Source organism: Cyanobium sp. PCC 7001 (assembly GCF_000155635.1).
Lineage (GTDB): Bacteria > Cyanobacteriota > Cyanobacteriia > PCC-6307 > Cyanobiaceae > NIES-981.
Genome location: NZ_DS990556.1, coordinates 1,788,969 through 1,813,181, shown reverse-complemented (window position 1 = coordinate 1,813,181; position 24,213 = coordinate 1,788,969). Strand labels below are relative to the sequence as shown.

The following is a 24,213-nucleotide window of genomic DNA, read 5'->3' as shown; positions in this document are numbered from 1 at the left end:
CTGCAGGCCCAAGCTGCATCGGCATGCCGGCTCCCGCTCCGCTCCGCAGGTGGCCGTCAGGACGCAGCCGGTCCCTGGCTGGCGTCCTGCTCCTGGCCGCGTCCCCCCTGCTGCCCGCGGCTGCGGCTGCGGCCGAGCCGCCCGTGACCTACACCATCCAGGCCACGACGCTCTCCGGCCTGGGGGCGCTGGCCGCGGGTGACCTCTCAGCCGGCGGCATGATGCGCCTGCTGATGGGAGGTGCGCCGCCGGCCTCCGTCCGCACCCTGGACCTCACCCTGCGGGCGCCGGGCCCGGCCTCCGGCGTCCCCCGAGCCGAGCACCGCGTTCCCGAGGGCCTGCGCCTGGGCTCCGTGCTGCCGCTCGTCACCCCGCCGATCACGGCTGTCGATCCGGACACCCCCGGGACGGGGAGCAGGCCCGAGAGCCCCGAGGGGCGCCTGCTGCTCTTCAACGGTTGCGCGGAGCAGGCCACGGGGGATCAGCCCCAGGTGATCAGCCTGGAGCGCCTGCTGCCGGATCAGCAGGCCCTGGCCCGCCGGCTGGCCTCGATGGGCGGTCTGCGCGCCCAGGCGGATCGGCTGCGGTCCGGCGCCACCGTGCTCGGCCGCTGGCCCAACACCGAAACCAGGGGCAGCGGAGCCAGTGGGGCCGTGCCCACCGGCGCCTCCCTGGTGGGCGCCCACACGGTGAGCGGCAGCTACGCCCCCACGCTCAACTTCTCCCTCGACAGCCGCCACGACTTCCTGGCGCCGGTGGAGCTGCAGATCTCCGATGCCGCAGGGGCCTCGCTGCTGCGCTGGCAGCCGGTGTCCGGTGCCGAGGGTTACCTGGCCCTGGTGGCGGGAGCCGGGCGCCAGGAGGGCGATCTGGTGATCTGGACCTCCAGCAGCCGGCCCTGGGGGGACAACCCCCTGCTGGGTCTGGCCACGCTCTCCTCAGGCCAGGCCGGAGGCTCCCCGGCCGCCGGCCAGGAGGGGGGGCCTGGTCTGATGCCGGCATCCCAGACCAGCTGCGCCGTGAGTGCCCAGGCGATGCAGGCGCTGCAGGCCGGCGTGCTCACCTTCGTGGCGCCCGCCGCCCCGCAGCGCCTTCAGGAGCCGGGGGTCTCCCCGGCCTGGCAGGTGCAGGTGGAGCGCCAGTCCCTGCTCATCCAGCCCCTGATGGAGGGGATGGAGCGCATCGCTCCTGCCCAGGAGCAGGAACGCCCCGAGGGGGGCGGCGGCCCCTTCAACCTCTTCAAGGGGATCTTCTGAGCCGGCCTCGTCCAACACTTGCCCGGTTCCCTAGGCCGGGAGCAAGCTGAGGCTTCTCCGCCCTCCTTGCCTTGCTCACTCCACGGGCCAGGGTTCTGCTCAGGCCGCTGGTCAGCCTCCCGGCCGCGGCGCTGCTGCTCCAGGCCGGTCCGCCGCCGGCCCAGGCCCAGGCCCAGGTGCAGCTCCAGTGCAGCGGCACGCTGCTCGAGGCCCGTGGCACGGCCGAGCTGCGCCGCGAGGCCAGCCGCTTCAGCTTTTCCCTCGGTCTGGAGGCCGAGGCCGAGACGGCCGATCAGGCCCTCGAGATCCTCCAGGGGCGCCTGGGGGCTGTGCGGCAGGAGCTGAAAGCCCTGGGGGTGGACGAGCTGGAGGTGACCTCGCCGAACACCTGGGAGCGCGGCCGCAGCGGCCGCCGGCCCTCGGCCTGGGTGGCCAGCCTGCGGGTCAGCGGCAAGCTGGCCCTCGAGCGGCTGCAGCCCCTGGTGCGCCGGGTGGGCGGCCTGCCGGGTGTGCGGCTGTCGCCGGTGAGCACGGAGGCCAGGCCGGAAGAGGACCGTGCCAGCCGCCAGCAGCTGCTGCGCGCGGCCTATCAGGACGCCCTGCAGCAGGCCCGGGATCTGGCCGGCGTGATCGGGCTGCGGGACGTGCGCGCGATCCAGGTGCAGGTGGAGGGCGGTCCGCGACCGGTGCCGCTGAGGGCCATGGTGGCGGAGGCGGCTCCGGACTTCGATCCGGCGGAGCTGCCGGCGCCGCTGGACCGTCTGGGCCTGCAGGTGTGGTTCTGTGCCCGTTAGGCCAGGCCTCAGCTTCGTCCCATCCCCACCGCGCCGAACAACTGCTGCATCCGCTGCAGCAGCCCCAGCTCCCGCGCCGCAGCCTGCTCGGCGGTGACCTTCTCCAGCTCGCAGCGGCGGCGGTTCACCAGATGGGCCAGATGGCTGAGGAAGTCGGGCTCCGCCTCCACCAGCGGCAGCAGGTCGTCCCGCTCCACCTCGAGCAGCACCGTGTCCTCCTCGGCACGCACGGTGGCCGAGCGCTCGGCTCCGGTGCAGAGGCCCATCTCCCCGAACACCTCGCCAGGCCCGAGGCTGGCCAGTCGGGTCTGCCCGCCCTGGGGGCTGGCCTTCAGCACCTCGACCCGGCCCCGCACGACCTGGAACAACGCCGCGCTGGGATCCCCTTCCCGCACCACGGCTTCGCCGGGCCCGAACCGCAGGCAGCGGGTGAGGGGAGCCAGCCGGGCCAGCTGCTCCGGTCCCAGCTCCCGGAACAGGGCGTTGCCGGACAGCAGCCGGGCGCGTGACGGCGCGTCGATCAGGGCGGGATCATCCTCCGGGGGCGCCTGGCGTTTCGGGCGCAGCTCCCGCACCGGGTAGGGGATGCTCTGGCCTTCGCGGCTGAGGGCGTACCAGATGTGCTGCAGCACCGTGCTGCGCACCTCCAGGCGCTGCAGTTCGCCGGCGCCCCGCTGCCACACCAGCAGCTCGTAGGTGATGGCGCTGTCGGCGTAGGCCCCCACCCAGGCCCGCGGTGGCGGCTGCTGCAGCACGCCGGGGCACTGGGCCATCACCTGCTCCAGCAGCGCGCAGGCCTGGCCCGGGGGCAGGGCGTAGTCCAGACCGATGCTGAACCGGTTCCCCACCGGATCGCTCGCCGTGAAGCAGCGCGCCGTCGCCTGGGCCACGGTGTCGTTGGGCACCACCAACCTGCTGCCATCGAAGGTCTTCAGGTAGGTGTTCATCAGGGTCACGGTCTGCACGAAGCCGCCGCTGCCGTTCACCTCGATCCAGTCGCCCTCGTTGAACGGGGCATCGAGCTGCAGGCTGATCCCCGCGAACAGATCCTTGAGGGTTTCCTGGGCCGCCAGACCCACCACGGCCGTGAGCACCGCGGAGGTGGTGAGCAGCCCCACCAGGTTCACCCCGGCCCGCTCCCGCAGCACCAGCACCGTGTAGGCCGCCGCCAGCAGCAGCATGGCCAGATCGCGCAGGATCTTGGGAGGCTGGGGCCACCACGGCACGCCGGAGGGCAGCTGCAGGCCCGCCCATGTGCCCAGCCGGATCAGGGCATAGCCCGTGAACAGCAGATCGAGCGTCGCCAGCCATCGGGCCGGCACCGCCCCCACCAGGCTCACCGGCGTGAGGGAGGCCACCAGATGCACCAGCAGGGCGGTGAGGGGCAGCACCAGGGGCACCGGCGCCAGACGGCTGCGGCGCACCATCCAGGCTCGCCACACCACCAGTCCGGCCACCAGCGCCAGGGTGGCCGCCAGTTGGGACATTGCCATCGGCAGCATCGCGATCAGGCCTCCTCGGCCCAGCCTGGTTCAAAGTGGTTCACACGCTGCCCCATCCGGCTCCCCGGCGCTGTTCCCCATGGCCGTTCCCCTGCTGATGGCCCATCCCCTGGCGATGGCCATCCCCGGGTCGGGGGCAGCGGTGCCGACGGCGCTCAACCTGCTGTTGCTGCTCGCCATGGGGCACTTCCTGGGGGATTTCGCCCTGCAGAGCGACCGCATGGCTCTGGAGAAGTGCCCCCAGGCCCGTGGCGTGCTGCCCTGGGGCTGGTGGATGGCCGCCCATGGCGGCATCCACGGCTTCCTGGTGGCGGTGCTCACCGGCGTGCCCCTGCTGGGCCTGGCGGAGTGGGTGGCCCATGTGTGCATCGACCTGGGCAAGTGCCGCCGCCTCTACCGGATCGGCATCGACCAGGCCCTGCATCTGGCCTGCAAGCTGATCTGGGTGGCGCTGGTGGCCTGACCGCCCCGCCACCCCGGGCTCAGGACTGCAGGTAGGTGGTCTGCCCCAGGCTGCTTTCCAGATGGGCCATCAGGCGGCGCGCGTCGCTGATGGCCAGCTGGCCCCGGCCGATCGCCTCCTCACTGGCCAGCCGCAGCCGCTCCAGCAGCTGCCGGGGATCGTGCTCCATCACCTGCAGCACCTCGGCATTGGTGTCGCCCCGCACCACATGGTCCACGAGGTAGTTACCGCCGGGACCGAGGCGGATGTGCGCCGCATTGGTGCTGCCGAAGAGGTTGTGGAGGTTGCCCATCACCTCCTGGTAGGCGCCCGCCAGGAACAGCCCCACCCAGTAGGGCTCCCCCGGCCGGGGCGGGTGCAGTTCCAGCAGGCTCTTCTCCTGGCCGCGGCCGATGAAGCGGGTCAGTTTGCCGTCGGAGTCGCAGGTGAGATCGGCAAAGCTGCCCAGTCCCGTGGGGGCCTCGTCCAGCCGCTGGATCGGCAGCACCGGGAACAGCTGATCGATGGCCCAGGTGTCCGGCGCGGAGCGGAACACGGAGAGGTTGGCGTAGTAGGTGCTGGCCAGCCCCGCCTGCAGGGCCTGCAGCTGCTCCGGGATGGGGGTGCCCGGCGGCAGCTGGGCGAGCTGGCCGGCGATGGCTTCGGCGCAGGCCCAGGTGAGCTGTTCCGCCACCGCCCGTTGCGGCAGGTTCAGATAGCCGAGCCGGAAGGCCGAGAGGGCGTCGTCCTTGAACTTGATCGCATCGTTCCAGGCTTCCTGCAGGGCGTCGCAGCAGGTGGCGCCCTCTGCCGTTGCCTGTGCCGTTGCCTCAGCCGTGGCGTGGATGGTGGCGAAGGTGTCCCGCAGGTTGCGCACCATCAGGGGTTCTTCGGCCTGGACCGCCGGCACGGCCGCGGGCGGTCCAGCCGTGCCCAGCACATCGAAGATCAGAACGGAGAAGTGGCTGGCGATCGCCCGGCCGCTCTCGCTCACCAGCGTGGGCAGGGGCACGCCATGGGGTTCGCAGCACTCCCGCACCGTGGCCACCACGTCGTTGGCGTAGTTCTGAAGGGAGTAGTTCTTGGAGGCGGCGGTGGCGGTGCGGCTGCCGTCGTAATCGATCCCCAGGCCGCCGCCCACATCCAGGTAGCCCATCGGCGCTCCCAGCCGGGTGAGCTCCCCATAGATCTGCCCGGCCTCCTGCAGGGCGTCCTTGAGCACGGCGATGTCGTTGATCTGGCTGCCGATGTGGAAGTGCAGAAGCCGCAGTTCGGGCAGCAGACCCGCCTGGCGCAGGGCCTCCACCGTGGCCAGCAGGTCCGGCACGGAGAGCCCGAACTTGGCCCGTTCCCCCACCGAGCTGCCCCAGCGGCCGGTGCTGCGGCTCGAGAGCTTCGCCCGCACCCCGATCAGGGGCGCGGCACCCAGCTCCCGGCTGGCGTGGATGATGCGCTCCACCTCGTCGGCCTGCTCGATCACCACCACCGGCTGGCGGCCGAGCCGGCGGGCCAGGATCGCCGTTTCGATGTAGCGCCGGTCCTTGTAGCCGTTGCAGATCAGCAGCGCCTCGGGATCGTCCACCAGGGAGAGGGCGATCAGCAGTTCGGCCTTGCTGCCGGCCTCCAGCCCGAAGTGCCAGCGGCGGCCGCTCTCCACCAGCTGCTCCACCACGTGGCGCTGTTGGTTGCACTTCACCGGGAACACGCCCTGGTACCGCCCGGTGTAGCCGTACTGGGCGATGGCCCGTTCGAAGGCGGCGTGCAGCCGTTCGAGCCTGTCCTCCAGGATGTCGTCGAAGCGGATCAGCAGCGGCAGCGTCAGGTCCCGCCCCTGCAGCTCCCGCACCAGCTCCACCAGATCGAGCGAGCCGCCCCGGTCACCGCGGGGCTGCACCATCACGTGGCCGCGCCCATTCACCGAGAAATAGGGATCACCCCAGCGGTCGAGCCCGTAGAGGCTGGAGCCGTCCTCCGCGGTCCAGGTGCTGGGGGTGATGGTGAGCACCATGGCCCGGCACCGTGCTTGGAACGTGAAGGAATGTAGGCAGTTGGCCCGTCGGTGAGCTTGCCAAGCGGCAGGGCCGACGCACACGATGGCGCGAATCCGCCGCATCGAGTTCATGGCCGCCGAACGCACCTTCATCGCCATCAAGCCGGATGGCGTGCAGCGCGGCCTGGTGGGGGAGATCCTGGGCCGCTTCGAGCGCAAGGGCTTCAAGCTGGTGGGCCTCAAGCAGCTCACCCCCAGCCGTGAGCTGGCCGAGAACCACTACGGCGTGCACCGGGAGCGCCCCTTCTTCGCCGGGCTGGTGGACTTCATCACCTCCGGTCCCGTGGTGGCGATGGTGTGGGAGGGCGATGGGGTGATCGCCAGCGCCCGCAAGCTGATCGGCGCCACCAAGCCCCTGGAGGCCGAGCCCGGCACCATCCGCGGGGATCTGGCCATCAACATCGGCCGCAACGTGATCCACGGCTCCGATGCTCCCGAAACGGCCGCGTTCGAGATCGGCCTCTGGTTCCAGCCCTCGGAACTGAGCGACTGGACCCCCTCCGACCAGGGCTGGCGCACCGAGGGCTGAGTCGCCAGGCTGGAGACCCGTCCCAACCGCCATGCCGGTTGTCCACCTGCAGCCCGGGCCCACCCTCACGGTGCGGGGCCAGGCCCGCCTGCTTCTCCCTGGTGTGGCGCTGCTCGGTGTGCTGCTGCTTGGCGCACCCGAGGGGGTGCAGGCCTCCCGGCCCCTGCCCAAGGTGGCCGATGTTCCCTCCCGGCCTGCCTTCGTGCGGCCGCCCGGTGATCAGGAGCGGTCCGCCAGGGTGGGCCAGCGGCTGCCGGGGCGCTCCCTGCTGCGCACCCAGCGCCCGGGGCGCATGCAGGTGGATCTTCCCAATGGCCGCAGCTTTCGCCTCGGTGGTGATGCGGTGGTGCGTCTCAGCGCCTCGGCCCTGGATCTGGAGCGCGGGCAGCTGATCGCCTGGATCAACCCTGGCCGCCAGGGGGGCGGTCCGTTGCGGGTGCGCACGCGTGTCGGCACCGCCTCGATCGAGGGCACCACCGTGTTCCTGGAGGTGGAGGCCGAGCGGGTGCTGGTGTTCAGCTGGGAGGGGCGGGTGCGGGTGACCCTCGAGCCGGAGGGGGCAGGCAAGGCCGAAGACGTGTGGCTCGCCAGCGGTGAGCAGCTCACCTACCAGAACGGGGCCTGGCAACCGCCGCGCCGCCTGGGACGGGAGGAGGCGCAGCGCCGGCGCCGCTCCAGCATCCTGCTGAACGGCTTCACGGCGGCCATGCCCACCCTGCCCGTGATCGAGCAGGAGCTGGAGGCGCTGGAGCCGGCGGGGCCGGATGGGCGCTGAGCCCCAGCTCCGGTTCCGGCCTCCATGGCGCTCACTCCGGCGAAAGCCGCGCCGGCGGCAGCTCTGGATGCTGGGTCTGATCCTCCCCGCTCTGGTCACGCTGCCCGGGCCGTTGAGGCCCGGGATGCTGGCCCAGCTGATGGAGGCGGCCGATGCCCAGTTGCGGGTGGCCGGGTTCCGGCTGCGCGCCGCCCTGGCGGCCCTCCGCTCTGCCCCGCCCTCACCGGTCGATCTGGTGGTGCTCGGCATCGACGCCGAGTCCCTGGAGCTGGATCAGCTGATGGCCCCCCAGCAGCGCCAAGCCGCCCCGCTGCTGGCGGCCATGGGCCCGTGGCCCTGGCGGCGATCCCTGCAGGCGGACCTGGCGGCCTGGGTGCTGGAGCGGGGTGCCGATCGGGTGCTGTTCAACGTGGTGCTGAGCCAGCCCAGCCGCTTCGGCGCCGCCGACGATCGGGCCTTCGTGGAGCGTCTTCGCCCCTGGCGGGACCGGGTGGTGCTGGCGGCGGCCTTCGACCGGCGGCAGCAGCAGGGGTTGGAGCTGCGGCAGCTGCGGCTCCCCCTGCCCCTGCTCCGCTCGGCTGCTTCCCCTCCCCCCGGCCTCACCGCCCTGCTCCAGAGCCCCCAGGGGTACACGGAGGCGATCCCGGGAGCGAGCTGGCTGCGGGAGCACCTGGCCGACTTCGCCCCTCCCTGGCCGCAGCCCCTGGCAGACCGGGCCCTGCCGGCCTCCCGGCCCCTGCCGCGTCCGCCCCGCTACATCGAGTTCCCCGGCCCCTCCGCCGGCGTGCCCCTGGTGCCCGCCTGGCGGTTGCCGGACCTCCCTGACGGCTTCTGGCAAGGGCGCACCGTGTTGATCGGCGTGACGGCCGCCACCCTGGGCGACCAGATGGAGACCCCCTTCGGCCCGCTCAGCGGCACGCAGGTGCAGGCCGAGGCCCTCGCCAGCGTGGCGCGGGGCAGCAGCCTGCTGCCGCTGGAGGCCCCACTGGCGGCGCTGCTGCTGCTGGGGTGGGGGCTGGCCGTTGGCGGAGTGCTGGGCCGTTCCTCCCTCGCCTTGCCCAGTGCCGTCCGGGCGCTGGCGCTGGTGGCGGTGATCCTCCTGATGGCAGGCCTGGCCTGGGCGTGGCTGCAGCTGTGGCTGCCGCTTGCGGCGCTGCTGGCGATGCCGCTGCTGGCGGGGAGCCTGCGGGTTGCCGGTCAGGCCTGGCAGGAACGCCGGGAGCGCGCCTACCTGCACCGGGTGCTGGCCCGCCGGATCTCCCCGGCCCTGCTGCGGGACATCCTGCGGGATCCGGGGCCCCTCGGCACGGAGCTGGGGGGGCGCCGCTGCACCTGCGTGGTGCTGTTCACCGATCTGGTGGGCTTCACCGCGCTCAGTGCGCGCCTGGCCCCTGCCGATCTGTTCGCCCTGCTCAACCGCTACTTCGCGGCGATCGCCGCCGCCGTGATCGAGCAGAACGGTCTGCTGGACAAGTTCATCGGCGATGCCCTGATGGCGGAGTTCGGCGTTCCCCGCAGCCGCGGAGAGCGCGCGGAGGCCCTGGCGGCGGTGCGGGCTGCCCTGGCCATGCAGGAACGGCTCGGAGTGCTCAACCGGGAGCTCGCGAGCCAGGGGCTGCCGCCGCTGCGCCAGGGGATCGGCCTCCACGTGGGGGAGGTGATCGCCGGCAACCTCGGCTCTCCCGAACGGCTGGAATTCACGGTGGTGGGGGCGGCCGTCAATGTGGCGAGCCGGCTGCAGGACCTCACCCGCCGCTATCCCGACCACCCGATCCTGCTGAGTGCGGCCCTGCGGGAGCTGCTGCCGGACGCGGTGGCCAGCCTCCCCCTGGGCCGGCACCAGCTCAAGGGCTGGCCCCACCCGCTGGAGGTGCACGCCCTCCAGGTCCCGCCCGGGGAATCGGGGTGAGAATGCGGGGGTTCAGGCTCCTGGCGATCCGATGCCCTCCCTCCCCTCGCGGCGGCTGCCGCTGTTGTGGGTCTGGCTGCCCCTGGCGCTGACGCCGCTCACCTTGCCTGCCGTGGGCCCCGCCATGGCCAAGGAGGCGGCCACGGTGCAGGAGATCCTCGATGGGCGGGAGTTCTACATCGACAGCCGCGAGGCCAAGGTGAAGCAGCGGGCCACGGCACCCCAGGAGATCAGCACCCGCAAGAGCCGGGGGCAGATCCGTTTCGACACCGGGGCGGCGGGCCGGGTGAACCGCTTCTCCCAGCTCCGACTGGGCAGCGGCTGCTTCCTGCTGCGCAAGGGCCAGATCCTGGTCTCCGGTCCCCAGAGCGGCTGCACCCGCTCGTCGCGGATGAGCGTGCGTGGCACCAACTACTTGCTCGAGGTGCGGGAGGACGGGCAGGCCGAACTCTCGGTGCTGGAGGGGGCCGTGGAGGTGGAGCCGCTGCAGGACGGGGAACCCATCCCACCGGGTGAGCAGGGAGCCGCCAAGATCACGCGGGTGGAGGCCGGCCAGCGCGTCACCCTCTCCCCCGCGGGCGTGGTGCTCACCCTGCTGCGCCTCAGCTCCGGCGACTACAGCGCCATCCTGGGCGGCCCGTTGTTCGAGGGGTTCAGCGCGCCCCTGCCGGGGATCGGCTCCCTGGAGAGCTACATCCGCCGCTACGTGCCGGGGGTGAATCTGCCCGGCGCGCCGGTCACCCCCTCGATTCCCGGTTTCAGCTTCCCCCGTTTCTTCTGAGCAGGTCCTGCTGAACAGGAGGCCGTGCCGAACGGCCTTGGCTGACCGGCTCGCTGTGATCCGGCCGGGATCCGCCGCCACCGACCCGCTTGTCTGATGCCTTCCTCCTCCCGCCGCACCGTCGTTCTGGCTCTTGCCTCCACTGGGCTGGCCCTGGCCGCGGCCTGGCTGGGAGCCAGGCCGCCACAGCCGCTGCGCGTTCTGGAACGGGGCCTGGAGGATCAGATGGTGCGGCTGCGGGGCCGCCGGCCGGTGCCCCAGTCGGTGGTGCTGGTGGCCATCGACGACTCCACCCTGCAGCAGGGCGCCTGGTTCGCCGATCAGTCCCAGGGAGCGTCCCCGATTCCCGGCTGGGCCGAGGGGCTCAGCACCCTGCCCTGGCCCCGCGCCCGCTACGGCGACCTGCTGGACCGGCTGGGCCAGGCCAGTCCAGCTGCAGTGGCCATCAACGTGGTGTTCGAGGGCCCCAGCGGCCAGGGTCCGGCCGACGACGCGGCCCTGGCCGCGGCCATCGGCCGCCAGCAGGGGCGTGTGGCCCTCGCCGCCGAGATCATGGAGATCCGCGACACCAGCTTCGTGGGGCTGAGCCTTGCCCCGCCCGCCGATCCGCTGCGGGAGGCGGCCGGCCCTGGCGGCATCGGCATCACCAACACCCTGCCGGGCGGCCAGGGCGAGGCCCACCCCCATCCCCAGACCTACAGCGAGCGCATCCTGGCTCTGGCCGGAGCCAGGCCCCAAAAGGCGCTCTCCCAGGTGGCCCTGGAGCGCTCCGGCCGGGCCAGCCGCCAGCCGGATGCCCGGCGCCAGCTCAATTTCTACGGCCCTGAGGGGTCGTTCGAGCGGCTGCCGGCCTGGGAGGTGCTCGACCCGGAGCGCTGGAGCAACCATCCCAAGCGCAGCCTGATCCGCGATGCGGTGGTGCTGATCGGCCCGGTGGGCGCCCAGGGCGGCGCGGGCACGGTGACCCCCTTCGGCACCCTCTCCGGGCTGGAGATGCTGGCCACCGCCACCGCCAACTCGCTGCTGGGCGATGGCCTCCAGGCGTGGCCGGCCCAGCCGCTGCCGCGGGGCCTGCTGGCCCTGGCGCCGGTGCTGCTGGTGGCGGCTCTGGCGCTTCTGCGGGCCGGTCTGGGCTGGCGGCTTGGCCTGGTGGGGATGGTGCTGGTGCTGCAACTGGCGGGCGCCTGGGTGGCCTTCGATCGCTTCAACACCTGGGTGCCCCTGCTGGTGCCCGCCACGGCGCTGGTGCTGCTGGGGGTGCTCTACGGCGGGGATGCCTATCTGGCGGAGGAAGGGGAGCGGCGGCGTCTGCGACGCACCTTCGAGCGCTACGTGGCCCCCAGCGTCGTGGCGGAGATCCTCTCCGATCCGGCGGCGGCCGAGGGCATCCTGCGGGGCCGCCTCCTGCCCGTCACCGTGCTCTTCACCGACCTCAAGGGCTTCACCCAGCTCACCAATGCCCGCAGCGGCAGTGGCGAGATCGAGCTGCACGTGCGCCAGCTCAACCGCTACCTCGGCGAGATGGTGGAAGTGATCAACGCCCACGGCGGCACCGTGGACAAGTTCATCGGCGATGCGGTGATGGCGGTGTTCGGTTCACCGTTGGGGCGTGGGCCCCAGGCCGAGGCGGTGGCGGCGCTGCGTTGCGCCGCGGAAATGCGCCGGGCCCTGAGCCGCCTGAACGCCACCTGGCAGGCCGAGGGCCTCGAGCCGCTCGACAACGGCATCGGGCTGGCCTCGGGCGAGGTGATCGTGGGTCAGATCGGCAGCCCCCGCCGCATGGAGTTCACCGTGATCGGCGACAAGGTGAACCTGGCCAGCCGCATGGAGGGCCTCACCCGCACGGCCGGGGCATCCGTGCTGTTCGATGCCGCCACCGCCGAGCTGGTGGGCGGGGTGTTGCCGGTGCAACGGCTGGGGGAGCAGGCGGTGAAGGGCATGGGGAAGCTGCCGGTGTTCACGCTGCAGACCCTGCCGGCCGGCTGAAGCGGTCCCAGCGGAAGGCCTCCAGCAGCCGCTGGTCCTCCGCCGGCAGGGCCCGGCCCAGCAGGGACTCCCCCACCAGGGCAGCGGTGATGGCGGCCAGCAGCACCCCGTTGCGGTGGTGGCCCGCCGCCAGCCAGAGGCCGGCCAGGGGGCCCGGCCCCAGAAGAGGCGCCTCGTCCGGGGTGCAGGGGCGAAAGCCCCACCAGCGCTCCATCGACGGCCAGCTCCCGGCCGCGGGCAGCAGGGCGGCGAGGCCCTCCTCGAGCTGCCGCTGGCCGGCGGGCGTGAGCCCGGGGCTGAAACCCGCCTCCGGTTCGGAGGTGGCGCCCACCACCACCAGCCCATCGTTGCGGGGCACCAGGTAGGTGCCGGGTCCGAAGATCACCCGAGCGAGCGCGTTGCGGGGCCCCTGCAGCGACAGCATCTGCCCCTTGACGGGGGCGATCGGCAGCTGGGGCAGCAGCTGGCTGCTCCAGGCTCCCCCGCTCAGCACCGCCTGCTCGCACGGCAGCTCCCGGGGGCGTCCGTCAGCTCCCCGCCACCGCACCGCCGCCAGGGCGCCTTGGCCGTCGGTGGCCAGATCCAGCACCTCGGCCCCCTCGTCGAACCGCACCCCCCGCTCCACGCAGGCCCGCTCCAGGGCCCGCATCAGGCGCCGGCGGTTGTCGATCTGGCCGTCCTGAGGGAAGAGCAGGCCGGCCTGCCAGGCGTGGCCGATGCCGGGCACCTCCTGCTCCAGCCCCTGCCGGTCGAGGCATTGACCCCAGCGGGCGGTGGCGTAGGCGTCGCGGGCCTCGGCCGTGGTGAAGGGCACCACGATGCCGCAGGGCCGGAGCCCGCAGCTCAGGCCGGAGTCGGCCTCGATCGCGGCCACCCAGGCGGGGATCCGCGCCAGGGAGCGCTGGCCCAGGCTGAGCAGCGGGCCTTCCAGTCCCTCGGCGTGGGGGGCGAGCATGCCGGCGGCCACGAAGCCGGCGGCTTCCTGCCGGCGGCGGCTGAGCACCCGCACCGCTCTGCCCTGCCGCGCCAGGTGGTGCGCGATGGAGAGTCCCATCAGTCCCCCACCCAGAACCAGGATGTCCGCGGTCGGTGGTTGCGCGCTGGCGCTCACGGGGGGTTGTCGGCAGGCCGTTGGCATCCTGCCAATCCCGCTTGGGCCCCGGCGGCTTCTGCCGAGAGGCCGGGATCGCTGCAGAGTGGAGGGGCCGGACGTGGGAGCGGGTGGCCGTGCTGAACCGTCGAATCCGCGCCCTGCTTCTGGTGCTGCCGCTGCCCCTCGCCCTGCCGCTGTCACTCGCTTTCGGCAGTGCACCGGCCCGTGCCATGCCGGCCTCCACCCTCGCCCAGGGCGCCACCGGTCGAGCGGTGCAGGCCACCGTGCTGCAGATCCTGGACCGGCCCGAACTGTTCATCGAGCAGCGCCGCGCCCGGGTGAAGGATGTGGCCCACGAGCCCGAGACCCTCAGCACCCGCGACACCCGCGCCCAGCTGCAGTTCCACACCGGTGCCGGGGCCCGGATCAACCGCCAGTCGCGGCTGAAGCTGGGCAGCGGCTGCCTGCTGCTCGATCAGGGACAGCTGCTGGTGTCCGGACGGCAGGACGGCTGCACCCGCTCGATGCGGGTGAGCGTGCGGGGCACCACCTACATCCTGGAGGCCTTCGAGAACGGCGACACGGCGGTGACCTCCCTGCAGGGACGCCTCGAACTGGTGCGGCTGCGGGATGGCGCACCCACGGACGAGGCCCCCGTGCTGCTGGAGAGCGGTCAGCGCCTGCGGCTGCTGCAGGCCCTGGACCTCACCACCGTGATCCCCCTCACGCCCCAGGACTACCAGGCCATCCTGGAGGGGCCCCTGTTCCGGGGCTTCGAGCCGCGACTCCCCGCCCAGGGCGCCCTGGAGGACTACCTCAACGCCAACGTGCCGGGCGTGCGCCTGCCGCGGCCCGAGCCCCGGGCCGCGGGCGGCCGGCCGCCCTTCTCGTTCGGCTTCGGGTTCGGCTTCGGTGGCGGAGGAGGTGGCGGCGGCGATGGGCCCCGGCCCGGGGGCAGCCGTCCCGGGCCGCAGGACGCCTACCCGAACAGCCGCTGAGCCGGCCGCTGCGGGGGTTCCATAGGATCAGCCCACGCACTGGCGCTGGAACGACGCGATGGCAGGCACCGCCCCGACTGCAGCCCCTCCGGCCACACCCCAGGACCACCATGGGGCTGGCTCTGAGGCAGGAGCTGCGGCCTGGGAGGCCGTGATCGGCCTGGAAACCCATGTGCAGCTCGGCACCGCCAGCAAGATCTTCACCGCGGCGTCCACCGCCTTCGGCGACGATCCCAACACCCACATCGACCCGGTGGTGTGCGGCCTGCCCGGCACCCTGCCGGTGCTCAATCAGCGGGTGCTGGAGTACGCGGTGAAGGCCGCCATGGCGCTGAATCTGCACATCGCCGAACACAGCAAGTTCGACCGCAAGCAATACTTCTATCCCGATCTGCCGAAGAACTACCAGATCTCCCAGTTCGACGAGCCGATCGCCGAAGACGGCTGGATCGAGGTGGAGGTGGCGGAGAAGGGCAAGGAGACCTACACCAAGCGCATTGGCATCGAGCGCCTCCACATGGAGGAGGATGCCGGCAAGCTCGTGCATGCCGGCAGCGACCGTCTGGCCGGCTCCACCCACTCCCTGGTGGACTACAACCGCGCCGGGGTGGCCCTGGCCGAGATCGTGAGCAAACCCGATCTGCGCACCGGCCGCGAGGCGGCGGAGTATGCCTCCGAGATCCGCCGGATCATGCGCTACCTCGGCGTGAGCGACGGCAACATGCAGGAAGGTTCCCTGCGCTGCGACGTCAACATCTCCGTGCGGCGCGGGCCTGACGCCCCCTTCGGCACGAAGGTGGAGATCAAGAACATGAACTCCTTCTCGGCGATCCAGAAGGCCTGCGACTACGAGATCCAGCGGCAGATCAAGGCCTACGAGGCCGGTGAACCGGTGGTGCAGGAAACCCGCCTCTGGGATGAGGGCAAGCAGCTCACCAAGAGCATGCGCTCCAAGGAAGGCAGCAGCGATTACCGCTACTTCCCGGATCCCGATCTGGGGCCGATCGAGGTCACCCCGCAGCAGCGGGAGGCCTGGCGCGCCGAGCTGCCCGAGCTGCCGGCCGCCAAGCGCCATCGCTACGCCGAGCAGCTGGGGCTGAGCGCCTACGACGCCCGTGTGCTCACCGATGAGCGCCCCATGGCGGAGTACTTCGAGGCGGCGGTGGCCGCGGGAGCCGACGCCAAGGCCACCGCCAACTGGATCACCGGCGACATCGCCGCCCATGTGAATGCCAACCGGCTCTCCTACACCGACCTGCCGCTGCGGCCCGAGCAGCTGGCCGAGATGATCGAGCTGATCGAGAACGGCACCATCAGCGGCAAGATCGCCAAGGAGCTGTTGCCGGAACTGCTGCAGCAAGGCGGCTCCGCCAAGGCGATCGTGGCCGAGCGCGGCCTGGGGATGATCAGCGATCCCGCCGCGATCACCGCCATCGTGGAGGAGCTGCTGGCAGCCCACCCCGGCGAGGTGGAGGCGTTCCGCGGCGGCAAGACCAAGCTGCAGGGCTTCTTCGTGGGGCAGCTGATGAAGAAGACCGGCGGCAAGGCCGATCCCAAGCTGGCGAACCGGATCCTGGCCGAGAAGCTCAAGGGCTGAGCCCGGCCCGGCGACTCTCTTGAACGGCACGAGCCTGACTTCAGAGCGCCGAGGCCTCCTCCACCCAGGGCAGCCCCTGTCCCGCACGCTGCCGTTCCACCCCTGACCCGCTGGAACCCAGCACCGCCTCGCCGCTGAACCGCCGCCAGCGCCGCCCACCCGGCAGCCACACCCCGGCCGCCACGCCGGGGATGCCGAACCGCCGCACGGTCTGCTCCAGGGCGGCATCGAGCTGCTTCACCGGCAGGGGAGCTTCCTGCCCGCCAGTGCCCTGCTGTCGTTGGAATGCGCCTGTGATCCCATCGCGCTTCAGGGTGCGGGCGAGCCGCCGGAACAGCCGCGTCGGCGGGTGGCCGGCCGGCAGATTGGAGATGTTCATGGCGATGGCCGCCCGCGCCCGGGAGCGGGGTTCGTACATCACCAGGGCGGTGAAGCCGAGTCCCTCGCCGGTGTGTCCCCACCAGCCCTCGAGGCTGCCGAGGCCGAGGCCGTAGCTGTCGTACTCCGGCCCCTCGACCAGCGGCTGGGCAGAGGATCGGCGCTCGGCCGCCGTGGAGCGGCTGAGCAGGCGGCCGCGGCCGAGCATGCCGGCCCAGCGGCGCAGATCCGGCAGGGTGGCCAGCATCTCGCCGGCGGCGCGGAAGATCGAGAGGTTGCCGGGCTGGGGGGTGAGCTGCCCGTCCTCCCGCTGGTAGCCCACCGGACGGGGCCTGGGCCAGCGGCGCTGGTCCGGCGTCACCAGGGTCTGGCGCAACCCCAGCGGCCTGAGCACCTGGCGCCGCAGGCTGCGCTCGAAGCTGCGGCCGGTCACCGCGCGGATCACCTCCCCCAGCAGCAACGTGTTCACGTTCGTGTACACCGCTTCCTCACCGGGCTGGCCCTGCAGGGGCTGGCGCCAGGCGAACGCCAGCAGCTCCCGCGCCGAGAAGATCCGCCGGGGGTTGGCTTGAAAGGCCTCGAAGAAGGCGGGAGTGGTGTAGTCCGGCAGGCCGCTGGTCATGGCAGCCAGGTCGCGCAAGGTCACCGCATCGCCGTTCGGCACCCCACGCACGTAGCGGCCCACGGGATCGTCGAGATCGAGACGGCCTTCATCCGCGAGCTTGAGCAGCAGCGTGACGGTGAACGACTTGGTGATCGAGCGCAGCGGCCAGCTGAGGCTCCCGCTCACGGGCAGGCCGGGGTGATCGGAGCGCATGGGGGTGGCCGCTGGCGGCGTTGCCTCGACGCTAGGTGGGCGTGCCGATCCGGTCTCCGTCGGTCCCCTTCGCCAGCGCGGCGGCCAGGCCGGCCTCCAGGGCCTCGACACCGCTGCGGTTGTCGAGCACCACGTCGGCCAGCGGCCGCTTGCGCTGCAGGGGCCACTGGGCGCTGATACGGGCGCGGGCCTCGGCCTCGTCGAGCTGGTTGCGCTGCATCAGCCGCTGCAACTGCTGACGTTCGTCGCAGTCGATCAGCCACACCTCGCTGCAGAGGCCCTCCAGGCCGGCCTCGAACAGCAGCGGGATCATCAGCACCACCGCCGGTTCACCTGCCAGCCGCTGCAGTTCGGCCTCGAAGCGACGGCGCACCTGCGGATGCACCAGCTGCTCCAGCCAGGCCCGCTCGGCTGGATCGTGGAACACCAGGCGGCCCAGCTCCGCTCGATCGATGCCCTGGGCCGTTCCCTCCGCCGGTCTCACCGCGGCCCCGTAGCGCTGCAGCACCTCGGCCTCCCCGGCCGAGCCGGGCGCCAGGGCCTCGCGGGCGTAGTGATCGGCGTCGAGCAGCGGCAGGCCGGCCTGATCAGCCAGCCAGCGGCCGGCGGTGCTCTTGCCGCTGGCGATGCCGCCCGTGAGGCCGATGCGCCGCTGGTGGCCCTGCCAGCGGGGCCGGTTCAGGCGCGGCAGCAGCGCCGGCGGGCCCAGCTGCTCCAGGCGGAAGCTCTCGCCGTAGCCCGGGGTGGGGCGTTCGGAATAGAAGCGGGTGGCGCCGGGGCGCCGGGGCCAGCGCTGTGCCAGCCGGCTGCGCAGCCGCAGGGCCTGCAGCACCAGCCGCTGCAGCCAGCCGGGGCTGGCGCTCCAGCCGAGGCTGCCGCCCACCTCGGCGCTGACCAGCGCCAGCAGCACGCTTCGCAGGGCGGGCCGCAGCGGCTCGGGCCAGTCGGCCAGCAGCATCCCCAGGGTGGCCTCGGCCACGCGGGCGTTGCTGGCAGCGGGGCGGAACGCCTCGCGCTCCACCTGGCGATTGAAGGTCAGCAGCGCCTCCAGGCTGCCGGGAATGTCCTGGAGGCCCATGTGCTCCCCCACCTGGCGCCAGAAGCGGTACAGGCAGGTCTGCTCGTGGGCACTCAGCGGCCGCCAGCCGTAGCGCCGCAGCCAGCGGATCGGCTCGGCCACGAAGGTGGAGAGCACGTAGAGGAAATCGCGCTGGCCGATCGCGTAGGCGCCGTGGATGCGGTTCATGCGGTCGATCACCGCCTGTCCTGCGGCGCTGCCGGGCCCCCAGCGCAGCAGCTCGGCCACCATCAGGCCGGTGTCGTCGTAGCGCTTGCGGGGCCGGCTGGTGAATTCGCCGGTCCGTTCCAGCAGGCTCGAGATCGACGGCAGGCAGAACGTCTTCAGCAGGGCCAGCTCCAGGGCTCGGGTGAGATCCCAGGGAAAGAGCTCACCCGCCAGCCGGCGGCACACGGCATTCGCCTCGGCATCGGCCGGGTCCATGGCGGCTGGGCAGGATGGAGACAGTCATCCTGCCGCCGTGACCCCTTCCTGGCACCCGATTCCCGGCGGCCTCACTGCGCCGAAGGGCTTTCTGGCGGCGGGCATCACCGCCGGCCTCAAGCCCTCCGGCAATCCCGATCTCTCCCTGCTGCTGGCGCCCGAGGGTGCCGTGTGCGCCGGCACCTTCACCACCTCGCGGGTGCGGGCCGCCTGCGTGGACCTCTGCGCCGAGCGGCTGCAGGCCTCGGGCGGCAGGGCCCGGGCGGTGCTCACCAATTCCGGTCAGGCCAACGCCTGCACGGGGGATCGGGGCCTGATCGACAGCCTGCGGGCCACCGACGCCCTGGCGGCCCGGCTGGGCCTGGAGGCCGAGCAGGTGCTGCTCTGCTCCACCGGCGTGATCGGCGTGCCGATTCCGATGGACACCCTCCTGGCGGGCCTCGATCCGCTGGTGGCGGCGCTCAGCTCGGAGGGGGGCGCGGCTGCGGCCACCGCCATCCTCACCACCGACCTGGTGGCCAAGGAGATCGCCCTCGAGGCGGAGCTGGGCGGGCGGAGGGTGCGGATCGGCGGCTGCGCCAAGGGTTCGGGGATGATCCACCCCGCCATGGCCACCATGCTGGGCACCCTCAGCTGCGATGCCGGCGTGCCGGCCGAGCTGTGGCGGGCGATGGTGAAGCGGGCGGTGGATCGCTCCTTCAACGCGATCACGGTGGACGGCGACACCAGCACCAATGACACCTACCTGGCCTTTGCCGCCGGCGAGCCCCTGGGGCCGGAACATTTCGAGGCCCTGGAGGCCGGCCTCACGGCGGTGTCGCAGCACCTGGCCAAGGCGATCGCCCGCGACGGCGAGGGTGCCACCTGCCTGATCGAGGTGCAGGTGGATGGCGCCGCCGACGAGGCCGGCGCCCGCGCCATCGCCCGCACCATCTGCGGCTCCTCGCTGGTGAAGTGCGCCGTGCACGGCCGCGATCCCAACTGGGGACGGATCGTGGCCGCGGCGGGACGGGCCGGCGTGGCCTTCGATCCGGAGGCGGTGGCCCTGTGGCTGGGGGATCACCAGCTGATGGCGGCCGGCCAACCCCTGCCCTTCGACCGCCCGGCGGCGTCCGCTTACCTCCGGTCGCGGGCCGCCGGCGCCTATCTGGGCGGCAGCGGCCCGGGGGGCGACACCGTGCTGATCCGTCTGCTGGTGGGCGACGGCCCCGGCGCCGGCGTGGCCTGGGGCTGCGACCTCTCGGATCAGTACGTGCGGATCAACGCCGACTACACCACATGACGGCAGAACAGCCCATGACCCTGTTGCTGCCATGGCTGGTGCTGGCGCTGGCCGCCGGAATCAAGCTCTGGCGGCTGGCCCGCCTGGTGCAGCGCCTTCGCCGGCCGGCGAAGGCGGATCTGGAGGGCTTCAGGGGTTCCCTGGAGAAGCTCTGGGCCCGGCAGGAGCAGCAGGCCTGAGTGCGGGCGGGGGAGTGCGCCTCTGCCAGCGCCTCTGTCAGCGCCTCCGTCAGCGGATCCGTCAGCTCGACCTCAGCGGCGCATCGCCTTCCACAGCCAGTAGGCCACCACCGCCAGCAGCATCCAGGGAACCAGGGAGCGGAACACCAGCAACACGAGCAGCAGCACCCCGGCCGACACCGCGGTGCGCCGCGTGAGGGCCTTCGCTTCATCCGTCATGTAGCGCCAGCGCGGCAGCAGGGGCATGGGGTCTGTGAATGCAGGGATCGGTGAACCCCAAGTCAACCGCGGCGGACGGCGCGCCGCCGCCCGGGCGCCCCTGGCGGTGCGGCTTAACCTGGCGGCCATGGCCACCTCCAGCCCGAGCCGCGCCGTTCCGACGCGCCCCCGCAACCGCTGGCGCGGCCCGCTGGTGGCGGGGTTCTGCTTCGGGTTGGGCTACGGCATCACCCAGCGGGTGCTGGCGCTCCAACTGCCGAGCCTCGTGCAGCTCCGCCAGGGCTTCGACGTGCGCGAGTTCCCCGGCACCAGCCTGGAGAGCCTGCGCCTGCGTTTCGGCAAAGACGCCCAGGAGATCCGGGGCGATCTGGAGGTGCTGGAACTGGAGCGCCAGGCCAAGCAGCGGGAACAGGAGCGGAAGGAGGAGGAGCGCAAGCAGGCCGAGGCCGAGCAGCGCCGCCAGGCCGAGCAGAAGGCCGAGGAGGAGCGCCGTGCCCGGGAGCTCGAGGCCCTCCTGACCCCCCCCCAGCCCCCAGGCGAACGCGACATCGAGTCGGCGGTGCCCCCTGAGCCGGTCGTGGACGAGCCCGTCGCGCCCACCCTGCCGCCGCCCACGCCCTGAGGGTCGCTCAGTCCGCAGCGGCGGGCGCCATCTGGCACAGTTTCTCCAGCAGAACCCGCCCCATGCCGGCGCCCCAGCTCCTGATGCAGGCCACCCTGGCGCGACTCGGAGCGCGGCTGGGCAGCGGCCTGCTGGATGCTGCCGCCAACCTGGCCCTGGTGGTGCAGGACGCACCGGAGCGGCTGCGCCAGGAGCTGCAGCTGTTCTGGGATGAGGTGGAACTGGAGGCCGACCGGCTCGAGCGCGGTGGCCGCGGGGGCGGTGAGGCGTCGCCCGGGCACACCCCCTTTGCCGAGGGCCCTGCTGCCGTGCAGGACCAGATCGATGCCCTGCGCGCCCAGGTGGCGGATCTGAGCCGTCGTGTGGATCGGCGCCTGTGATCCGGCGCCCCTTGCGCATCTGGTGGCTGGCCCTGCGGCTGGCCACCGGCCTCTGGTGGGATGGCCAGCGCTGGACCTATCCCGGCGGTCCCACGCCCGAACGGCGCAGCCGGCGGGCCCGCCGCCGCGCCCGCTGGCTCACCCAGGAATTCCTGGCCCTCGGCTCGGCCTTCATCAAGCTCGGCCAGCTGCTCTCGGCCCGGCCGGATGTGCTGCCGGCCGAACTGGTGGAGGAGCTCGCCGCCCTGCAGGACCGGGTTCCCGCCTTCCCCTTCACCGTGGTGCAGGCCCTGCTGGAGCAGGAGCTCGGCGAGCGCTGCGCCGAGATCATCGACCTGCAGGAGAGCCCGCTCGGCTCCGCCAGCCTGGCCCAGGTGCACCGCGCCAGTCTGCGCAGCGGCCGCCAGGTGGTTCTGAAGGTGCAGCGTCCTGGCCTGGAGAAGTTGTTCCGCCTCGATCTGGAGGTGCTGCAGCAGGTGGCCCGGGTTGTGCAGCGCCATCCGCGCTGGGGTCGGGGCCGCGACTGGGTGGGCATCGCCCAGGAGTGCCGCCGCGTGCTGCTGCGGGAGCTGGATTTCCGGCTCGAGGCCGAGCACGCCGCCCGCTTCCGCCAGCAGTTCCTCGATGACCCCGGCATCCGCATCCCGGCGGTGGTGTGGGAACTCAGCTCCCGCCGCGTGCTCTGCCTCGACTACGTGCCCGGCATCAAGATCACCGACCGCCAGGCCCTGCTCGACGCTGGTGTGGTGCCCGCCGCGGTGGCCGAGAAGGGTGCGGCCAGCTACCTGCAGCAGCTGGTGCGCTTCGGCTTCTTCCACGCCGACCCCCACCCGGGCAACCTGGCCGTTGCCCCGGATGGGGCCCTCATCTACTACGACTTCGGGATGATGGGCCAGCTTTCGAGCCGCCTGCGCTCACGGCTGGGGCGCATGGTGCGGGCCGCCGCTGGGCGCGATGCCTCGGCCCTGGTGGAGGAGCTCCAGGCTGCCGGGGTGATCGCCGCCGAAGTGGACCCCGGCCCGGTGCGCCGGCTGGTGCGGGTGATGCTCAACGACGCCCTCACGCCCCCCTTCTCCGCCAACGTGCTGGAGAAGCTCTCCGGAGATCTCTACGACCTCGTGTACGGCCAGCCCTTCCGGGTGCCGCCGGAGCTGATCTTCGTGATGCGGGCCCTCTCCACCTTCGAGGGGGTGGGTCGCAGCCTCGATCCCGGCTTTAGCCTGGTGGCCATTGCCCGCCCTTACCTGCTCCCCCTGATGACCTCCAGCGGCAACGGCGGCGATCTGTTCGGTGAACTCTCCCGCCAGGCCGCCGCGGTGGGCAGCCGGGCCCTCGGCATCCCGCGCCGGCTCGATGAGAACCTGGCCCGCATCGAGCAGGGCGACCTGCAGGTGCAGATCCGCGCCGGGGAAACCGACCGGCTGCTGCGCCGTCTCGCCCTGGCGCAGCAGTCGGCCGGCCAGGCCATGCTCCTGGCCGGTCTGGCCGTGGCGGCCGCCGTGCTGGCCGCCAGCCGCCAGCCGGCCCTGGTGGCCGTGCCCCTGCTGGCGGGGCTGCCGGTGGGCCTGGGCTGGCTGAAGCTGCAGGCCCGCCTGTCTCGGGATGGCCGCCTGGATCAGATTCCCGGCATGGCCGCCACCAGCGCCTCCCCGTCGGCCCAGGCATCCCAGCCCCAGTCCAGCGCTGCGACGGACTGAGGTCCTTCCTTGCCCCGGGCCCTGCTCAGGCCTTGCCGCGGGGACCCCGGTCCTCGGCGCCGGCATAGATGGCCTGGCTGCCGAGGTCGTCCTCGATGCGCAGCAGCTGGTTGTACTTCGCCACCCGCTCGCTGCGGCTCAGGGAGCCCGTCTTGATCTGGCCGGCCCTGGTCGCCACGGCCAGATCGGCGATGGTGGTGTCCTCCGTCTCGCCGCTGCGGTGGCTGATCACGCTGGTGTAGCCGGCCCGGCCGGCCAGGTCGATCGCCTGGAGGGTCTCGGTGAGGGTGCCGATCTGGTTCACCTTGATCAGGATCGAATTCGCCACACCCAGATCGATGCCCCGCTGCAGCCGCTGGGTGTTGGTCACGAACAGGTCGTCCCCCACCAGCTGCACCGTGCTCCCCAGCTTCTCGGTGAGCAGGGCCCAGCCCTCCCAGTCGTCCTCGGCCACCCCATCCTCGATCGACACGATCGGGAAGCGGTTCACCAGCTGGTCGAGCTGGTCCACCATCTCGGCACTGGTGTAGCTGCCGCCGTCGAAGGCGTAGCGGCCGTCGCGGTAGAACTCGGTGCTGGCCACATCGAGAGCGAGCGAGATCTGATCGCCGGGCCGGTAGCCCGCCTGCTCGATCGCCTGCACCAGCAGCTCCCCGGCGGCCCCGTTGCCCAGGTCGGGGGCGAAGCCGCCCTCGTCACCCACGGCCGTGCTCAGTCCCTTGTCCTTCAGCAGACCCTTGAGGGTGTGGAACACCTCGGTGCCCATGCGCAGGGCCTCCCGGAAGCTGCCGGCGCCGTGGGGCACCAGCATGAACTCCTGGAAGTCCAGGCTGTTGGCGGCATGGGCCCCGCCGTTGATCACGTTCATCAGCGGCACCGGCAGCAGGCAGGCCATGGGGCCGCCCAGGTAGCGGTACAGGGGCAGACCGACGGCGTTGGCCGCCGCCCGGGCTGTGGCCAGGCTCACCGCCAGGATCGCGTTGGCCCCGAGGGCGCTCTTGTTGTCGGAGCCGTCCAGGTCGAGCATGGCGCTGTCCACGGCTACCTGCTCGAGGGCACTGATGCCGCAGATGGCCGGGGTGATCTTCTCCTCGATGTTCGCCACTGCCTGCAGCACGCCCTTGCCCATGTAGCGGTTGCCGCCATCGCGCAGTTCGTGGGCCTCATGGGCGCCGGTGCTGGCTCCGCTCGGCACGATGGCCCGACCGCTGGCACCGTTCTCCAGATACACCTCGGCTTCCACGGTGGGTGTGCCGCGCGAATCGAGAACCTCCCGCGCCACCACGGTTTCGATCGAGTAGTCGAGGGTGTCGATCACGGCTTCGGGCCACGGCTGTCAGGGCAGGATCCTATGGGCCACCCCCTCCCGCTCCGGTGTGGCAACGGGCACTGCCGGCCCGCTTGCTGGCCAGAATGGCTCCGCACC

The 24,213-nt window shown here is 72.3% G+C and carries 22 protein-coding genes; 15 read left to right on the top strand and 7 right to left on the bottom strand.

The genetic code is table 11. From position 1 onward, the window contains the following. The first annotated feature begins 143 nt into the window (after positions 1-143). On the top strand, positions 144-1,256 hold the full coding sequence (locus CPCC7001_RS09005) for a hypothetical protein (RefSeq protein WP_006909718.1): 1,113 nt from the start codon (positions 144-146) through the stop codon (positions 1,254-1,256). A gap of 71 nt (positions 1,257-1,327) precedes the next feature. After that, positions 1,328-2,050 (top strand): SIMPL domain-containing protein, encoded by a 723-nt coding sequence (locus CPCC7001_RS09000; protein ID WP_006909671.1) that lies wholly within the window; start codon positions 1,328-1,330, stop codon positions 2,048-2,050. Positions 2,051-2,058: 8 nt separating this feature from the next. Here the strand turns inward: CPCC7001_RS09000 and CPCC7001_RS08995 are convergent, their stop codons facing one another. Then, positions 2,059-3,543, bottom strand: coding sequence for a mechanosensitive ion channel family protein (locus CPCC7001_RS08995; protein WP_156796737.1), 1,485 nt, complete (start codon positions 3,541-3,543; stop codon positions 2,059-2,061). Between the two features lie 88 nt (positions 3,544-3,631). Here CPCC7001_RS08995 and CPCC7001_RS08990 point away from each other — a divergent pair, with 88 nt between their 5' ends. Further along, positions 3,632-4,015 (top strand): DUF3307 domain-containing protein, encoded by a 384-nt coding sequence (locus CPCC7001_RS08990; RefSeq protein WP_006910115.1) that lies wholly within the window; start codon positions 3,632-3,634, stop codon positions 4,013-4,015. Between the two features lie 19 nt (positions 4,016-4,034). Here CPCC7001_RS08990 and speA read toward each other — a convergent pair whose 3' ends face one another. After that, complete coding sequence (speA, locus tag CPCC7001_RS08985) at positions 4,035-6,002, bottom strand: biosynthetic arginine decarboxylase (RefSeq protein WP_006911810.1); 1,968 nt, start codon at positions 6,000-6,002, stop codon at positions 4,035-4,037. Positions 6,003-6,114: 112 nt separating this feature from the next. Here speA and ndk point away from each other — a divergent pair, with 112 nt between their 5' ends. From ndk to CPCC7001_RS08960, 5 genes are all read left to right on the top strand, one after another. After that, positions 6,115-6,573 carry a nucleoside-diphosphate kinase gene (gene ndk / locus CPCC7001_RS08980; protein ID WP_043369835.1) on the top strand — a complete coding sequence of 153 codons (459 nt, stop codon included), beginning with the start codon at positions 6,115-6,117 and terminating at the stop codon, positions 6,571-6,573. Positions 6,574-6,604: 31 nt separating this feature from the next. After that, positions 6,605-7,348 carry a FecR family protein gene (locus CPCC7001_RS14085; protein WP_006909821.1) on the top strand — a complete coding sequence of 248 codons (744 nt, stop codon included), beginning with the start codon at positions 6,605-6,607 and terminating at the stop codon, positions 7,346-7,348. 67 nt (positions 7,349-7,415) lie between these two features. After that, positions 7,416-9,257 carry an adenylate/guanylate cyclase domain-containing protein gene (locus CPCC7001_RS08970; protein WP_006910394.1) on the top strand — a complete coding sequence of 614 codons (1,842 nt, stop codon included), beginning with the start codon at positions 7,416-7,418 and terminating at the stop codon, positions 9,255-9,257. 31 nt (positions 9,258-9,288) lie between these two features. Then, positions 9,289-10,038 (top strand): FecR domain-containing protein, encoded by a 750-nt coding sequence (locus CPCC7001_RS08965; RefSeq protein ID WP_006910472.1) that lies wholly within the window; start codon positions 9,289-9,291, stop codon positions 10,036-10,038. Positions 10,039-10,134: 96 nt separating this feature from the next. Then, complete coding sequence (locus tag CPCC7001_RS08960) at positions 10,135-12,024, top strand: adenylate/guanylate cyclase domain-containing protein (protein WP_006911557.1); 1,890 nt, start codon at positions 10,135-10,137, stop codon at positions 12,022-12,024. Here CPCC7001_RS08960 and CPCC7001_RS08955 read toward each other — a convergent pair. Beyond that, positions 11,996-13,078, bottom strand: a complete 1,083-nt coding sequence (locus tag CPCC7001_RS08955; protein ID WP_006910718.1) for an FAD-dependent oxidoreductase — start codon at positions 13,076-13,078, stop codon at positions 11,996-11,998. The two genes, CPCC7001_RS08960 and CPCC7001_RS08955, sit on opposite strands and share 29 nt — an antisense overlap. Positions 13,079-13,251: 173 nt before the next feature. Here CPCC7001_RS08955 and CPCC7001_RS08950 point away from each other — a divergent pair, with 173 nt between their 5' ends. Both CPCC7001_RS08950 and gatB read left to right on the top strand, forming a co-directional pair. Next, positions 13,252-14,115: an iron dicitrate transport regulator FecR gene (locus CPCC7001_RS08950; RefSeq protein WP_156796736.1), complete on the top strand. Its 864-nt coding sequence runs from the start codon at positions 13,252-13,254 to the stop codon at positions 14,113-14,115. A gap of 58 nt (positions 14,116-14,173) precedes the next feature. Continuing rightward, the gene (gene gatB, locus CPCC7001_RS08945; protein ID WP_006910505.1) at positions 14,174-15,712 is read left to right on the top strand and encodes an Asp-tRNA(Asn)/Glu-tRNA(Gln) amidotransferase subunit GatB; all 1,539 of its coding nucleotides are present in this window, start codon (positions 14,174-14,176) and stop codon (positions 15,710-15,712) included. Between the two features lie 40 nt (positions 15,713-15,752). Here gatB and CPCC7001_RS08940 read toward each other — a convergent pair whose 3' ends face one another. Next, positions 15,753-16,907, bottom strand: coding sequence for a serine hydrolase (locus CPCC7001_RS08940; RefSeq protein ID WP_006911184.1), 1,155 nt, complete (start codon positions 16,905-16,907; stop codon positions 15,753-15,755). Positions 16,908-16,938: 31 nt separating this feature from the next. After that, a complete protein-coding gene (gene coaE / locus CPCC7001_RS16025) occupies positions 16,939-18,408 on the bottom strand; it encodes a dephospho-CoA kinase (protein ID WP_006910137.1) in 1,470 nt (489 codons plus the stop codon). Between coaE and argJ the strand changes: the two genes are divergently transcribed. Beyond that, positions 18,407-19,690 (top strand): bifunctional glutamate N-acetyltransferase/amino-acid acetyltransferase ArgJ, encoded by a 1,284-nt coding sequence (gene argJ, locus CPCC7001_RS08930; protein ID WP_006909224.1) that lies wholly within the window; start codon positions 18,407-18,409, stop codon positions 19,688-19,690. The two genes, coaE and argJ, sit on opposite strands and share 2 nt — an antisense overlap. A gap of 14 nt (positions 19,691-19,704) precedes the next feature. After that, the gene (locus CPCC7001_RS15190) at positions 19,705-19,869 is read left to right on the top strand and encodes a hypothetical protein (protein WP_006910558.1); all 165 of its coding nucleotides are present in this window, start codon (positions 19,705-19,707) and stop codon (positions 19,867-19,869) included. A 72-nt stretch (positions 19,870-19,941) separates the two neighbouring features. On the opposite strand, the gene CPCC7001_RS15185 is transcribed toward CPCC7001_RS15190, so the two are convergent. Then, the gene (locus tag CPCC7001_RS15185) at positions 19,942-20,115 is read right to left on the bottom strand and encodes a hypothetical protein (protein ID WP_006909102.1); all 174 of its coding nucleotides are present in this window, start codon (positions 20,113-20,115) and stop codon (positions 19,942-19,944) included. Between CPCC7001_RS15185 and CPCC7001_RS14080 the strand changes: the two genes are divergently transcribed. From CPCC7001_RS14080 to CPCC7001_RS08910, 3 genes are all read left to right on the top strand, one after another. Then, positions 20,114-20,710 carry a hypothetical protein gene (locus CPCC7001_RS14080; RefSeq protein ID WP_050757098.1) on the top strand — a complete coding sequence of 199 codons (597 nt, stop codon included), beginning with the start codon at positions 20,114-20,116 and terminating at the stop codon, positions 20,708-20,710. The genes CPCC7001_RS15185 and CPCC7001_RS14080 overlap by 2 nt on opposite strands. A gap of 62 nt (positions 20,711-20,772) precedes the next feature. Next, positions 20,773-21,090 (top strand): hypothetical protein, encoded by a 318-nt coding sequence (locus tag CPCC7001_RS08915; protein WP_043368861.1) that lies wholly within the window; start codon positions 20,773-20,775, stop codon positions 21,088-21,090. Beyond that, positions 21,087-22,787 (top strand): AarF/ABC1/UbiB kinase family protein, encoded by a 1,701-nt coding sequence (locus CPCC7001_RS08910; protein WP_006911531.1) that lies wholly within the window; start codon positions 21,087-21,089, stop codon positions 22,785-22,787. Before CPCC7001_RS08915 ends, CPCC7001_RS08910 begins: the two co-directional genes overlap by 4 nt. Positions 22,788-22,812: 25 nt before the next feature. Here the strand turns inward: CPCC7001_RS08910 and eno are convergent, their stop codons facing one another. Next, complete coding sequence (gene eno / locus CPCC7001_RS08905; RefSeq protein WP_006911418.1) at positions 22,813-24,105, bottom strand: phosphopyruvate hydratase; 1,293 nt, start codon at positions 24,103-24,105, stop codon at positions 22,813-22,815. Positions 24,106-24,213 lie beyond the last annotated feature (108 nt).